A 12822-nucleotide genomic window follows, 5' to 3' on the forward strand; every position below is an offset into this window, starting at 1 on the left:
GGCCTACCGTGTCCGTGCGGCCTGCGAGGGTGGGGTCATGGAGATCCTCAGCCTGCTGCTCGCCCTCATCCTCGGACTTGTGCTGGGTGCCCTGGTGGGCGCGTGGCTCATGTGGCGCCGGGCGGCCGGCGGCGGTGAGGAGGCCCGCCGGGCCCAGGCCGAGCTGGCCGCGCTGCGCACCGAGCACCAGGGGACGCGAGAGGAGCTCGCGGCCGCCCGGGCGGAGCAGCGCGCGCTCACGGCCGCGCGCGCCGAGGACGCCGAACGCCAACGCGCGGAGTCCCAGGTGATGTCCACGCTCGCCCCGCTGGGCCAGCGGCTGGCGGCGCTCCAGGAGCAGGTGAGCGTGCTGGAACGGGACCGGGCGTCCCAGTTCGGCCGGCTCGGGGAGCAGCTCCGCGCCGCCGCGGCCACGGACCGGGACCTGCTGAACCAGACCACGTCGCTCATGGCCACCCTCAAGTCCACCTCCGCGCGGGGCCACTGGGGCGAGGCGCAGCTGCGGCGGGTCGTGGAGGCGGCGGGCATGCTCCACCACGTGGACTTCACGGAGCAGGCCACGCTGTCCGGCAAGGACGGCGAGCGCCTCCGCCCGGACCTCGTGGTGTCCCTGCCCGGCGGCAAGGCCATGGCCGTGGACGCCAAGGCCCCCATCGGGGACGCGCTGGCCGCCGAGGCCCTCGCGGATGAGCCCGGCGAGGAGGCGTACGAGCGGCGTCAGGCACTCGCCGCCCAGCACGCCGCGGCCGTGCGCCGCCACGTGGACCAGCTCTCCGCAAAGTCCTACTGGGCCGGCCTCGAGCACTCCCCCGAACTGGTCCTGTGCTTCCTGCCCGCCGAGTCGCTCCTGGCCGCGGCCCTGGACGCGGACCCCGGGCTGCTGGACCACGCATTCTCCCGGAACGTCGCGCTCGTCGCCCCCGTCTCCCTCCTGACCGCCCTGAAGTCCGTGGCCTACGCGTGGCGGCAGGACACCCTGGCCGAGAACGCCCACACCGTGGTGGCCAGCGCGAAGGACCTCTACGAGCGCCTCGGCACGCTCGGCACCCACCTGGACCGCATGGGCGGCTCCCTCAAGACCGCCGTGGACCGCTACAACCAGCTCGTCGGCAACGTCGAGTCGCGCGTGCTCCCCGCCGCCCGGCGCCTCCGCGACGCCGACCCGGGCCTGGCCCCCACGCCGGACATCCGCACGCTCGAGTCCGCGCCCCGGCCCCTGGCCGCCCCGGAACTGGTCGCGGGCGTGGAGGAGGACGAGCTGCGCCGTCGTCGGGCGGAGTCGGCGCGGGAGGCGTGAGCGGGGCCGGGCGGGGGCCGGGCGGGTGGGCCGTCGCGGCCCCCGACGTCGTCTTTCCGTGCCCCGGGCCACTTGCTACCGTGAAACTCACAGAGAATTGCCAGGCCGCGCCGAGGGCCTGACCCGAGGAGGAGGCCCCCATGGAGTCCCGTCCGCTCCCCCCGCCGAGCAACGTCAACGAGCACGTCTCCCGCTTCAACCCCCGAGCGGCCGCCCAGGAGTTCGAGCACGACCTCTCCCCGGGCATGCGTGACGAGCCGCTGCCCGGCGGCGAGAACGTCAAGCGCATCATCGGCCTCGTGGTCGGCCCCCTGCTCGCCGTCGCCCTGTTCCTGCTGATGCCGGGCGACCTCGGCGTCTGGCCCCGCCTCGTCGCCGCCACCGCCGTGCTCATGGCCGTGTGGTGGATGACCGAGGCCCTGCCCATCCCCGCCACCGCCCTGCTGCCGCTCGTCATCTTCCCGCTCGGCGTGCCCGCCGAGGAGTCCGACGGCGGCATCACCTTCGACACCGTCGGCGCGAGCTACGGCAACAACATCATCTTCCTGTTCATGGGCGGCTTCATGCTCGCCCTGGCCATGCAGCGGTGGAACCTGCACCGGCGCATCGCGCTCGGCGTCCTGAAGTTCATGGGCGCCAGGACCGTGAACCTCGTCCTGGGCTTCATGATCGCCACCGGGTTCATCTCCATGTGGGTGTCCAACACCGCCACCGTCGTGATGATGCTCCCCATCGGCGTGTCCATCCTCGTGCTCGTCCAGCGCTACGGCACGGACGGCGCCCTGACCGCGGACGAGGCAGTAGACCAGGCCGACCGCCCCGCAGCGCCCACCTCCGCGCCCGGCGAGGCCCCCACGCAGGCCGAGATCCGCTCCCTCACGAAGACGAACTTCGGCACCGCGCTCATGCTCGGCATCGCCTACGCCGCGTCCATCGGCTCGCTCGGCACCATCATCGGCACCCCGCCCAACACCCTGCTCGCGGGCCACATGGCCGCCGAGCACGGCGTGGAGATCGGCTTCGGCCAGTGGATACTGGTCGGCGTGCCGATCGCCGTCGTGCTGCTCTTCGCGTGCTGGTTCCTGCTCACCCGCGTGCTGTTCCGCCCGGAGATCGACGTGGTCCCCGGCGGCCGCGACCTGATCGCCACCGAGCTGGCCCGCCTCGGCCGCATGAGGGCCCCCGAGGCCAAGGTCCTCGCCGTCTTCGTCCTCGCCGCGCTGGCCTGGATCACCGTGCCGCTGATCTCCGAGTACGTCCTGGACCTGACGTCCCCGCTGCTCTCGGACGCGGCCATCGCCATGGTCGTCGGACTCATCCTGTTCCTCCTGCCGGCCGGCGGCGGGGCCGGGCGCGGCGTGCGCCTGCTCGACTGGGAGGCCGCGAAGGAGCTGCCGTGGGGCGTGCTCCTGCTGTTCGGCGGCGGCCTGGCCCTGTCCGGTCAGTTCTCCAAGTCGGGCCTGTCCACGTGGCTCGGTGAGCAGGTCAAGGGCCTCGGCGACATCCCCGTGTGGGTGCTCGTGGTGATCGCCGCCGTCGGCATCCTGCTGCTGACCGAGATGACCTCGAACACGGCCACCGCGGCCACGTTCCTGCCCGTCGCCTCCGGCGTGGCCCTGGGCACCGGCGTCGCCCCGCTCATGCTGGCCGCGCCCGTCGCCCTCGCCGCGACCTGCGCGTTCATGCTGCCCGTGGCCACCCCGCCGAACGCCATCGCGTACGGCTCCGGCTACGTGACCATCGGCCAGATGGTGAAGGGCGGCGTGTGGCTGAACATCATCGCCGCCGTGCTGATCTCCATCGCGTCGATGACCCTGCTCGTCTGGGTCTTCGGACTCTGAGTCCCTGACCACCCGTCGGCCCGGCACGCCGAGGCCCGGGCACACCGAGGCCCGCAGACTCGCCGCTTCGCCGGCGTCGTGACGGCAAGTCTGCGGGCCTCAGCGAGGAGACGAGGGGCCCGCTCAGGCCTCGGTGTCGCGGCGACGTCCGCCGAGCGAGCGGGACTCGTCGCCCACCCGCTTGAGTTCGGCGCGCAGCTCCTTGGGCAGGGAGAAGATGATGTCCTCCTCGGCGGTCACCACCTCGTCCACCTGCCCGTAGCCGTACTCGGCCAGCAGCGCGAGCACCTCCTGGACCAGCACCTCGGGCACGGACGCGCCCGAGGACAGGCCCACGGTGGCCACGCCCTCGAACCAGGACTCGTCCACCTGGTTGGCGAAGTCCACGCGCTCGGCGCGGGAGGCCCCGTACTCCGCGGCGACCTCCTTGAGGCGCACCGAGTTCGAGGAGTTCGCCGAGCCCACGATGATCACCAGGTCGCACTCCGGCGAGATCAACTTGATGGCCGCCTGCCGGTTGGAGGTGGCGTAGCAGATGTCGTCCGAGGGCGGGTCCTGCAGGTTCGGGAACCGCTCGCGCAGCACGGAGACGATCTCGAGGGTCTCGTCCACGGAGAGCGTGGTCTGGGAGAGCCAGATCAGGTTGTCCGGGTCCTCCACCTGGATGGTCTGGGCCTCGGCGACGTCGTTGATCACCGTGGTGTGCTCGGGCGCCTCGCCGAACGTGCCCTCGACCTCCTCGTGGCCCTCGTGGCCGATCAGCAGGATCTGCTTGTCCTGCTTCGCGAAGCGCACGGCCTCGCGGTGCACCTTGGTCACGAGCGGGCACGTGGCGTCGATGGTGCGCAGGTTGCGCTGGGCGGCCTCCTCGACGACGGCCGGGGACACGCCGTGCGCGGAGAACACGGTCAGGGCGCCCTCGGGCACCTCGTCCAGCTCGTCGACGAACACCACGCCACGCTCGGTCAGGGTGTCCACGACGTGCCGGTTGTGGACGATCTCCTTGCGCACGTACACGGGGGCGCCGTGGTGCTCGAGGGCCTTCTCGACGGCGACGACGGCGCGGTCCACACCGGCGCAGTAGCCACGGGGGGCGGCCAGCAGCACGCGCTTCTCACCGGACACGGGCGCGGCCGCCTCCACCTCCTCACGGGAACGACGGACGCGCGGGACCTGCGGCATCCCGAGGCCGACGGCGGACGGACGGGCGGAGACGGAGGGAGCGGACATGCCCTCCATGCTATCGGCCGGGACGCCGACCGGGCCCGGGCTTCGCCGCGGGCTCAGCGCGACGTGACGTCGGCCGCGGTGTGGGAGCGGCCCACCACGGGGGAACCGTCCGCCCGGGCCGCGCGGACCCGGCCACGCCGAGCGACCCCGAGCTCCGCCAGGGCCAGCAGCAGGCCCGCGGCCAGCACGATCCAGCCCAGGGTGGTCAGGGTCTGGGGGTAGGGGGCGACGGCGGCCGCGAACGCCGGGCCCGCGGCCTCCTCCATCTGCTGGACGAACGCGGCCACCCCCGGGGAGGCCCCCTCGGGCGCCGTGAGGTGGACCGCGTCCGGACCCAGACGGGCGCCGCCGATCAGCCCACCGACCAGGGCGACCGCACCCGCCACGGCCACGGCGGGGCCCCGCCGCCGTCGGGGGGCGAGCAGCAGGGCGCCCACGAGCGCCAGCACGGAGGCCGCGGCGGCCCAGCGCCAGTGCGCGGAGGCGTCCACCCAGCGGTGCACGGTGGCCCGATCCGTGCCGTCCAGGGCGTCGATGCGCGCGTCCATGCGCAGCGCGGTGCTGTCCCGCAGCTCCGCGGCGCGGTCGTACAGGGGCGCCAGCAGCGTGTCCGCGGCCCAGTCGCCGACGTCCGCGCCCACGATCGTCTCCAGCAGCGCCTGCCCGGGCAGGTCGAACCGGTCCTCGCGCAGGTCACGTTCGATGTCGCCCAGGGCGGCGGTGATCCCGGACTGCGCGACGGGACCGAACGGGATGGTCACGTCCGCGCCCGAGCCGGGCTCGTCCGCGCCCTGCGGGTCCTCGAGCTGGGCGAGCCAGGCGCGCCGGGCCTCGTCAGCGGTGTCGGACCAGCCCTGCACCACCTGCGGGTCGTCCGCCACGCGCTGGGCCAGCGGGCGCAACAGGTCCTCGGCCGTCTGGGCCAGCGGGCCCGGCACCTGCTCGGGGATGGCGTCGTGCACGACGTCGTCGATCACCCCCGGCACGGCGGCGCGGACCTCGGGGTCCACGGCGACCTGCTCCGTCACCCCGCGCAGCAGCTCCGGGCGGTGCGTCGCCTCGTCGACGAGGGCGCCGGCCGTCGCGAGCACCGCCAGCAGGCCAGCGAGGGCTGCGACGAGGAAGCTGAGGGTGGTGCGCATGAGGTCCTTTCCGTTCCGTTCCGACCCCGTCGAGCGTACTGATCCTGGCCGGAGGTTCCCCGGTCTGAGCGCCCCGACCGGTCCGGCGGCGGCCCCGCGGGACGCCGGGGCGCCGTCTTGCGCGTCCGGCGAGGGCGGTACGGTGGGCCCGTGCCCGGGCGGACCGGGCGCGGACAGGAGGGACCCGGATGGACCAGCCCGTGACCGAGGGCGCCTCGGCGGCGCCGGACGTGCCCGTCTCGGCACCCGCCCGCGCGGGCGAGACCTCCGCCGAGCGGCCGTGGCCCCTGCGCCGGCTCTCCGAGAACCTCAAGGCCCACATCGAGCGCGCCCCCGCCACGTGGATCGAGGGCCAGCTCATCGAGTTCAAGAACAACCGCGGCAACGTCTACATGACCATGCGGGACCTCGAGGAGGAGGTCTCCCTGCCGCTCACCGCCTGGCGGAACGTCGCCATGACCCTGGACGGGACCGTCCAGCAGGGCTCCCGCGTGGTGGCGCGCGTGAAGCCGAACTTCTGGCTCAAGGCCGGGCGCCTGTCCATGAACGTGCAGGAGATGCGCCCGGTCGGCCTCGGCGATCTGCTGGCCCGCGTGGAGCTGCTGCGCCGGGCCCTCGCCGAGGAGGGGCTCACCTCCCCCGCACGCAAACGGCCGCTGCCCCTGCTCCCCCACCGGATCGGGCTCATCACCGGCCGGGACTCGGACGCGAAGAAGGACGTGCTGCGCAACACCCTGCTGCGCTGGCCCGCCGCCGAGTTCGAGATCCGTGAGGTCGCCGTGCAGGGCGCCGAGGCCCCGCGGCAGGTGGCCGCCGCGCTCGCCGAGCTCGACGCCGACCCGGCCGTGGACGTCATCGTCATCGCCCGCGGCGGCGGAGCGCTCGAGGAGGTCGTGCTCCCCTTCTCGGACGAGGCACTGGTGCGCGCCGTGGCGGCGGCGCGCACGCCCGTCGTCTCGGCGATCGGCCACGAGGCGGACCGTCCGGTCCTCGACGACGTCGCCGACCTGCGCGCCTCCACGCCCACGGACGCGGCCAAGCGGATCGTGCCGGACGCGGCCCAGGAGGCCGCGGGACTCGCCGACGCGCGCCTGCGGCTGGCCTCGGCCGTCGAGCGCCGCGTGCGCGCCGAGGCCGAGGGGCTCGCGGCCCTGCGCTCCCGGCCCGTGCTGGCCCGCCCGCACGTGATGGTGGACACCCGGCAGGAGGAGACGGACCGGTGGCGCGAGCGCGGCCGGTCCGCCCTCGGCCACCGGCTCGTCCGCGAGGAGGACGCTCTCACGCAGCTGCGCGCCCGCGTGCGCGCCCTGTCCCCGCAGCGCACCCTGGACCGCGGCTACGCGGTGGTCCAGCACGCCGGACAGGTCGTGCGCGAGGCGGACCAGGTCGCCCCGGACGACCGACTCGACATCCTCGTGGCGGCCGGGCGGATCGCCGCGGACGTCGTCGCGACGCATCGGACCACCCCGACCCCATCCCACGAGAGGACACGACAGGCATGAGTGAACAGGGCATGGAGCAGACGCAGGACGCGGGCCGCCCCAGCGGCGTGGAGGGCTTCACCTCCGCGGACGTCTCGGACGTGGCCCGGATGAGCTACGAGCAGGCGCGCGCCGAGCTGGTGGAGACCGTGGGACGGCTCGAGGCCGGTGGCGCCGGCCTCGAGGAGTCCCTGGCCCTGTGGGAGCGCGGGGAGGCGCTGGCCGACCGCTGCCAGGCCTGGCTCGACGGCGCCCGCGCCCGCCTCGACCAGGTGCGCGGCGAGGCCGCCCCCGACGTCGACTGACCACGCCCCCCCACTTTCGTTCGGGAAACGGCGGCCTCCGCGGCGCTTTCGTTCGGGACACGGCGGGGGCGGGGGCCGACGGCCCCCGCCCCCACGCGGCTCGCTCCCGACGTCGGTCAGGCGGTCTGGTCCTCGTGCTTGCCCTCGCTCAGCTCCTCCACGAGCTTGGCGTTGAAGGCGTCGAGGTCGTCCGGGGTGCGCGAGGTGGTCAGCCCGTTGTCCACGACGACCTCCTCGTCCACCCACTGGGCGCCCGCGTTCTTCAGGTCAGACTCCAGGGACGCGTAGCTGGTCAGACGGCGACCGTCCACGACGCCGGCCTCGATCAGGGTCCACGGGGCGTGGCAGATGGCCGCCACCGGCTTGTGCTGCTCGAAGAAGGCACGCACGAACGCCTGGGCGTCCGTGTCGATGCGCAGGGCGTCCGCGTTCAGGGTGCCGCCCGGCATCACGAGGCCGTGGAAGTCCTCGGCCTTGGCGTCCTTCACCGTGGTGTTCACGTCGAAGGACTCGCCGTGATCCCAGTCGGACTGCATCGCGGTGATGGTGCCGGACTCCGGCGAGACGAGCACGGGGGTCGCGCCGGCGGCGATCACGGCCTCCCACGGGGAGGTCAGCTCGACCTGCTCGACACCGTCGGTCGCGAGGAACGCGACGGTCTTGCCGGTCAGCGGGGCGTTCTGGGCAGCGTTCTCAGTCATGAGTGCACCTTTCGGATCGGGTCCGGCACGCCTCTGCGGCGCCCGGTGTTCCCCCATCAACTCAGTGCGGCCCCGGGCTTGGCAAGGTCCGACCACCACTGCCCCGCTCGTCGCGACGACGGCGGCGCTCAGCCCGCCAGCAGGCGACGGCGGGCGGCCGCGACGTCGAAGTCGGCCTTCGGCCAGTCCAGCCCCATCTCCTGCAGGGTCTCGATGATCAGCTGCTGCACCGCCAGCCGGGCGAACCACTTGCGGTCCGCCGGCACGATGAACCACGGCGCGTCCTCGGTGTCCGTCCGCTCGATCGCGATCCGGTACGCGTCCGTGTACTGGTCCCAGTACGCGCGGTCGTCGAGATCGCCCTCGCTGAACTTCCAGTGCTTCGTGGGGTCGTCCAGGCGGGCCAGCAGGCGCTCGGCCTGCTCCTCCGGCGAGATCCGCAGCATCACCTTGACGATCCGTGTCCCCGCGGCGCGCACGGCCGCCTCGAACTCGCGGATCGCCCCGTAGCGCTCCTCCACCTCGGCCAGCGGGGAGAGCCCGCGCACGCGGTGCACGAGCACGTCCTCGTAGTGGGAGCGGTCGAACACGGAGACCAGGCCGGGCCGCGGCAGATGCGGTCGGATGCGCCACAGGAAGTCGTGGGCGCGCTCCTCCGGGGTCGGCACCTTGAACGCGTGCAGGTGGACGCCCTGCGGGTCCATCGCCCCGATCACGTGGCGCATGATCCCGCCCTTGCCGGCGGTGTCCATGCCCTGCAGGATCACCAGCAGGGACGGCACCTCTCCCACGGGCGCGTCGCGCACCGACTGGGCGAACAGCAGCTCCTGCAGGTCGGCGAGCGCCCGGCCGCGCGCGGCCAGGTCCTTCTTGCCCTTCGCCTTGTCCCCGCCGTAGCCGGGCGTCGCGGCGGCGTCGACGTCGGCCGGGCCCCGGACCTCGTCCCCGCGGCGGGCGGCGAACAGCTCCCGCGCGGGGGCGTCGAAGACGCCGTCGTCGTCGGTGGCGCGGGCGGGCCGGCCCGCCGCGGTGGCCGGGGTGTCAGCCATGGCGCTCCCTCCAGTCCTCGAGGAAGTCCTCGAGGCGGTCCAGGGCCACGTCCAGGTCCTTCACGCTGGGCAGCGTGACGAGCCGGAAGTGGTCGCTGTGCGGGTAGTTGAACGCCCCGCCGTGCGAGACGAGGATCTTCTTCGCCCGCAGCAGCTCGATGACGAACGCCTCGTCGTCGTCGATCGCGTAGACCTCCGGGTCCAGCCGCGGGAACAGGTAGAGGGCGCCGTGGGCCGGCTGCACGGACACGCCGGGGATGGCGTTCAGGCGGTCCTGGGCGAGGTTGCGCTGCTCGAGCAGCCGGCCGCCGGGCAGGACGAGGTCGTCGATGGACTGGTAGCCGCCCAGTGCCACCTGGATGGCGTGCTGCGCGGGCACGTTGGCGCACATCCGCATGTTGGCCAGCAGGGTCAGGCCCTCGAGGAAGTCGGCGGCCCGGTGCTTCGGCCCGGACACGGCCACCCAGCCGGAGCGGTAGCCCGCCACCCGGTACGCCTTGGACAGGCCTGAGAACGTCAGGGTGAGCACGTCGTCGGACAGGCCGGCGGCGTTGATGTGGCGGGCGCCGTCGTAGGTGATCTTCTCGTAGATCTCGTCCGCCATGAGGACGAGGTGGTGGCGGCGGGCCACGTCCACGATGCCCTGCAGCACGGCGCGGGAGTAGACCGCGCCGGTGGGGTTGTTCGGGTTGATCAGGACGATGCCCTTGGTGCGCTCCGTGATGAGGGACTCGATGTGCTCGAGGTCGGGCTCCCAGCCCTCCTCCTCGACGCAGCGGTAGTGCACCGCCCGGCCCCCGGCCAGGGTGGTGGCGCCGGTCCACAGCGGGTAATCGGGCGAGGGGACGAGGATCTCGTCGCCGTCGTCGACCAGGGCCTGCAGGACCATCGTGATCATCTCGGAGACGCCGTTGCCGATGAACACGTCGTCCACGCCGATGTCCCGGATGCCCCGGGACTCGTAGTACTGCGAGACGGCGGTGCGCGCCGAGTAGATGCCCTTGGAGTCCGAGTAGCCCTGCGCGTGCGGCAGGTGCTGGTGCATCGCCGCCAGGACGGCGTCCGGCGCCTCGAAGCCGAACGGGGCCGGGTTGCCGATGTTCAGCTTCATGATCCGGTGCCCCGCGGCCTCCATCCGCTGCGCCTCCTCCAGGATGGGGCCGCGCACGTCGTAGCGGACGTTCAGCAGCTTGGCGGACTGGCGGATCTGGCGGGGACGCGGGGTGGGCATGCCCCCATCATGGCACCCCCCGGGCGGTGTGCGTCACAGTCGCACTCGTGCGACGCGGGCCGGCACCCCGCCCTCGCGCGGGCTCAGAACCAGGAGCCGCGGGGCACGAACCAGTCCTCGGGCGCGTCCTCCAGGCCATGGTCCACCAGCCAGTACTGCGCGGCCTCGGCGAGCGGGAGCGGGTCGTCGCCCGTGGTGAGCCGTTCGAGTTCCCGCAGGCCGTCGCCGTCGAGGGCGGACATCACCTCGGCGATGCGCCGTTCGGCGTCGTCGTCCAGCGTCGCGGCGGAGCCGACGGCGGTCAGCCGCCCCTCGGGGAGCACGCGGCCGTCGTCCTCGAGCGGGACGAGCGTGCTCGCGTCGATCTCCGGATCCGTGCCGGTCAGCAGCGCGACCTGGGCCTCGTCCGCGACGACGGCGGCGGTCGGGTCCTCGGTGTCGGCCAGCCAGGTCTCGGGGCGGCAGCCGGCGAGCCGGTCCAGGCGGGTGCGCAGGGCCGCGTCCGCGTCCGCCGCGGCGGTCAGGGCCGGGGGTGCGACGGCGGTGAGCGACTCGCACCGGCCGTTGAGGTCCGTGATCGACTCGAGCTCGAGCCGGGCCGCGGTGGTCTGGGTGACGGCCGCGGTCAGGCGCAGCACGCCCGCCGACGAGGACAGCGCCGTCGGGGCCTCGGCCTGCGGCGTCCCCGCCGCGGCCGTCTCCTCGGCGAGCAGCGTCTCCAGGACGCGCCCGGCCGCCGGGGCGTCGGCCGCGGGGTCGCCGACGGGCAGCGGGGTGGGGCTCGGGGCGGCGGTCGAGGCGGTGGCCGAGGGGGTGGGCACGGCGTCCGCGGACGTGTCGGCCTCCGTCTCGGCCGGCGTCGACGACGGGGTCGACGTCGGCGTCGGCGGGGACGGCAGCGCCGCTGCGGGGTCGGCCGCGGCGGCCAGGGCCAGGGTGTCCACGACGGCGACCGTGTCCCCGCCGGCGGCGGACCACGCGGGCTGCTCCACGGCGACGCCGTCCTCGTCCGCCACAGCGTGGCCGTGCAGGCGCAGGTGACGGGCCAGGACCGCCGCGACGGCGGCCTCCAGGCCCTCGCTGTCGTACACGACCGTGATCGGGGTGCCTGACGCCGAGGGCGTCGGCGGGGCGTCCGCCTGCGGCGCGCACGCCCCCAGGGCCAGCGACAGCGCGAGGGCGGAGGCGGCGAGGGCCGTCGGGCGTCGGTGGGCGGGGCGGCTCACGTGGCCACCCCGGCACGGGCGAGCGCCTCGGTGACCCAGGAGGCGGTGCGCAGCCCGCTGAGCTCCGCGAGGTCGAACCAGCGTGCGTCCGTCGAGGATCCGCCGACCTCAGGGCGCAGGACGCCGCCCGTGATGCGGGCGGTGTAGAGGACCTGCACGGTGAGCAGGGGCAGCGGCTCGCCCCGCAGGCGCTTCTCCGCCGGGATCGTCCCGGTCGTGACGCCCAGCAGGCCCGTGAGCTCGGCGGTGTGGCCGGTCTCCTCCCAGACCTCGCGCAGGCACGCCTCCTCCGGGCTCTCGCCGAGCTCGATGCCGCCGCCGGGCAGCGTCCACTGCAGGAACTCGGGCCCCTGCCACGAGCTGAGCAGGACGCGGCCGCCGTCCACGATCAGGGCGTAGGCGCCGGCGCGCGTCTGGAACGGGCCGGCGGGGTGTGCTCCGGCGGCGTCTGGGGCGGCGGGGGTGGTGCTCATGGCTGCGGGCTCCTGGCGGCAGTGGGACGGCCCGCGGCGGGCGACGCTGCGGGCCCGGCCAGTCTACGAGCACCGCCCACCGCGAACAGCGGCACGGTCCACCGACCCGCGCCCTAGGCTGGAGGACCACCCGTCCCACCCCCGGAAGGAGCAGCGCCCGTGGACACCCCGCAGGACCCGCCCCGCCGGGACGGCCCCTCCGGCGGCCCCGTGGAGCCGGCCGTCGACGCCGCCCTGGACCGGGTGCGCGCCCTGCTCCGGCAGGCCCGCGGCACCGCGGCGCCCGACGCCCCGACCGCCCTGGACGCCCGAGGCTGGTGGGAGCTCTCCCTCGAGGCCGCGCTGCGCGACGAGCCCCGGGAGTCCGCCCGCCTCGCCGACTCCGGTCTCGCCGCGCTCGGGCCCGGCCAGGACGACGTCCGCCTCGCCCTGCTGCGGGCGCTCGCCGTCGCCGCGGGCCAGGTCGGGGACGAGGCCGCCCTGACCCGCTGGGTGGAGGCCCGGGCGGCGCTGCTGCGCCACCTCGGCCGGCCCCGGCAGGCCGAGCTCGAGTCCCAGCTCGGCGCCGCCCTCGTGCGCGACCCGGACACGGTCGAGGCGGCGGTGCTGGCCGGCGTCGTGGAGGACGAGCCGGGCGCTCCCGGCGAGGACCCCGGGGACACCGTCCTGCCCGAGGCCGCCCTGGCCCTGGCCGTGCACCGCGTGCACACCGGGGACCTGGACGCCGCGCTCGAGCTGGCCCGCCGCGTCATCGCCGTCCTGGGCGGGCTGCGCGCGGCCGGTGCCCTGCTGCCCACCGGCTCGTGGTCCAGCGCGCACCTGCTGCTCGCCCGCCTGCACCTGTTC

Annotated in this window: 12 protein-coding genes; 5 read left to right on the top strand and 7 right to left on the bottom strand. The window is 74.6% G+C overall.

Going from position 1 to position 12822, the window contains the following annotated elements:
• The first annotated feature begins 37 nt into the window (after nt 1-37).
• Both rmuC and SJ20_RS03715 read left to right on the top strand, forming a co-directional pair.
• Complete coding sequence (rmuC, locus tag SJ20_RS03710; protein WP_044658984.1) at nt 38-1297, top strand: DNA recombination protein RmuC; 1260 nt, start codon at nt 38-40, stop codon at nt 1295-1297.
• 140 nt (nt 1298-1437) lie between these two features.
• Nucleotides 1438-3138, top strand: coding sequence for a DASS family sodium-coupled anion symporter (locus SJ20_RS03715; RefSeq protein ID WP_044658985.1), 1701 nt, complete (start codon nt 1438-1440; stop codon nt 3136-3138).
• A 123-nt stretch (nt 3139-3261) separates the two neighbouring features.
• On the opposite strand, the gene SJ20_RS03720 is transcribed toward SJ20_RS03715, so the two are convergent.
• On the bottom strand, nt 3262-4368 hold the full coding sequence (locus SJ20_RS03720; protein ID WP_044658986.1) for a 4-hydroxy-3-methylbut-2-enyl diphosphate reductase: 1107 nt from the start codon (nt 4366-4368) through the stop codon (nt 3262-3264).
• 53 nt (nt 4369-4421) lie between these two features.
• Nucleotides 4422-5510: a hypothetical protein gene (locus SJ20_RS03725; protein WP_044658987.1), complete on the bottom strand. Its 1089-nt coding sequence runs from the start codon at nt 5508-5510 to the stop codon at nt 4422-4424.
• Between the two features lie 188 nt (nt 5511-5698).
• Between SJ20_RS03725 and xseA the strand changes: the two genes are divergently transcribed.
• Both xseA and SJ20_RS03735 read left to right on the top strand, forming a co-directional pair.
• Entirely contained in the window at nt 5699-7012 is a 1314-nt protein-coding gene (xseA, locus tag SJ20_RS03730; protein ID WP_044658988.1) for an exodeoxyribonuclease VII large subunit, read from the top strand.
• Nucleotides 7009-7296, top strand: coding sequence for an exodeoxyribonuclease VII small subunit (locus SJ20_RS03735; protein WP_044658989.1), 288 nt, complete (start codon nt 7009-7011; stop codon nt 7294-7296). The genes xseA and SJ20_RS03735 overlap by 4 nt, the downstream gene beginning before the upstream one ends.
• Before the next feature lie 116 nt (nt 7297-7412).
• Here the strand turns inward: SJ20_RS03735 and SJ20_RS03740 are convergent, their stop codons facing one another.
• From SJ20_RS03740 to SJ20_RS03760, 5 genes are all read right to left on the bottom strand, one after another.
• Nucleotides 7413-7997: a type 1 glutamine amidotransferase domain-containing protein gene (locus SJ20_RS03740; RefSeq protein WP_044658990.1), complete on the bottom strand. Its 585-nt coding sequence runs from the start codon at nt 7995-7997 to the stop codon at nt 7413-7415.
• A gap of 128 nt (nt 7998-8125) precedes the next feature.
• Nucleotides 8126-9046, bottom strand: coding sequence for a phosphate--nucleotide phosphotransferase (locus SJ20_RS03745; protein WP_044658991.1), 921 nt, complete (start codon nt 9044-9046; stop codon nt 8126-8128).
• Complete coding sequence (locus SJ20_RS03750) at nt 9039-10277, bottom strand: pyridoxal phosphate-dependent aminotransferase (protein ID WP_044658992.1); 1239 nt, start codon at nt 10275-10277, stop codon at nt 9039-9041. The genes SJ20_RS03745 and SJ20_RS03750 overlap by 8 nt, the downstream gene beginning before the upstream one ends.
• Before the next feature lie 83 nt (nt 10278-10360).
• Nucleotides 10361-11503 carry a glycine betaine ABC transporter substrate-binding protein gene (locus tag SJ20_RS03755; RefSeq protein ID WP_044658993.1) on the bottom strand — a complete coding sequence of 381 codons (1143 nt, stop codon included), beginning with the start codon at nt 11501-11503 and terminating at the stop codon, nt 10361-10363.
• Entirely contained in the window at nt 11500-11976 is a 477-nt protein-coding gene (locus tag SJ20_RS03760; RefSeq protein ID WP_044658994.1) for an NUDIX hydrolase, read from the bottom strand. The genes SJ20_RS03755 and SJ20_RS03760 overlap by 4 nt, the downstream gene beginning before the upstream one ends.
• A gap of 159 nt (nt 11977-12135) precedes the next feature.
• Here SJ20_RS03760 and SJ20_RS03765 point away from each other — a divergent pair.
• On the top strand, nt 12136-12822 hold a 687-nt coding region (locus SJ20_RS03765; protein ID WP_044658995.1), incomplete at its 3' end, for a hypothetical protein.

Origin of the sequence: Micrococcus sp. MS-ASIII-49, from assembly GCF_000946635.1 — a bacterium.
Taxonomy (GTDB): domain Bacteria; phylum Actinomycetota; class Actinomycetes; order Actinomycetales; family Micrococcaceae; genus Micrococcus; species Micrococcus luteus.

What these genes read in the sequence shown, in the direction of transcription:
- rmuC (WP_044658984.1), top strand. Translation starts at nt 38, where the DNA reads ATGGAGATCCTCAGCCTGCTGCTCGCCCTCATCCTCGGACTTGTGCTG.
- SJ20_RS03715 (WP_044658985.1), top strand. Translation starts at nt 1,438, where the DNA reads ATGGAGTCCCGTCCGCTCCCCCCGCCGAGCAACGTCAACGAGCACGTC.
- SJ20_RS03720 (WP_044658986.1), bottom strand. Translation starts at nt 4,368, where the DNA reads ATGTCCGCTCCCTCCGTCTCCGCCCGTCCGTCCGCCGTCGGCCTCGGG.
- SJ20_RS03725 (WP_044658987.1), bottom strand. Translation starts at nt 5,510, where the DNA reads ATGCGCACCACCCTCAGCTTCCTCGTCGCAGCCCTCGCTGGCCTGCTG.
- xseA (WP_044658988.1), top strand. Translation starts at nt 5,699, where the DNA reads ATGGACCAGCCCGTGACCGAGGGCGCCTCGGCGGCGCCGGACGTGCCC.
- SJ20_RS03735 (WP_044658989.1), top strand. Translation starts at nt 7,009, where the DNA reads ATGAGTGAACAGGGCATGGAGCAGACGCAGGACGCGGGCCGCCCCAGC.
- SJ20_RS03740 (WP_044658990.1), bottom strand. Translation starts at nt 7,997, where the DNA reads ATGACTGAGAACGCTGCCCAGAACGCCCCGCTGACCGGCAAGACCGTC.
- SJ20_RS03745 (WP_044658991.1), bottom strand. Translation starts at nt 9,046, where the DNA reads ATGGCTGACACCCCGGCCACCGCGGCGGGCCGGCCCGCCCGCGCCACC.
- SJ20_RS03750 (WP_044658992.1), bottom strand. Translation starts at nt 10,277, where the DNA reads ATGCCCACCCCGCGTCCCCGCCAGATCCGCCAGTCCGCCAAGCTGCTG.
- SJ20_RS03760 (WP_044658994.1), bottom strand. Translation starts at nt 11,976, where the DNA reads ATGAGCACCACCCCCGCCGCCCCAGACGCCGCCGGAGCACACCCCGCC.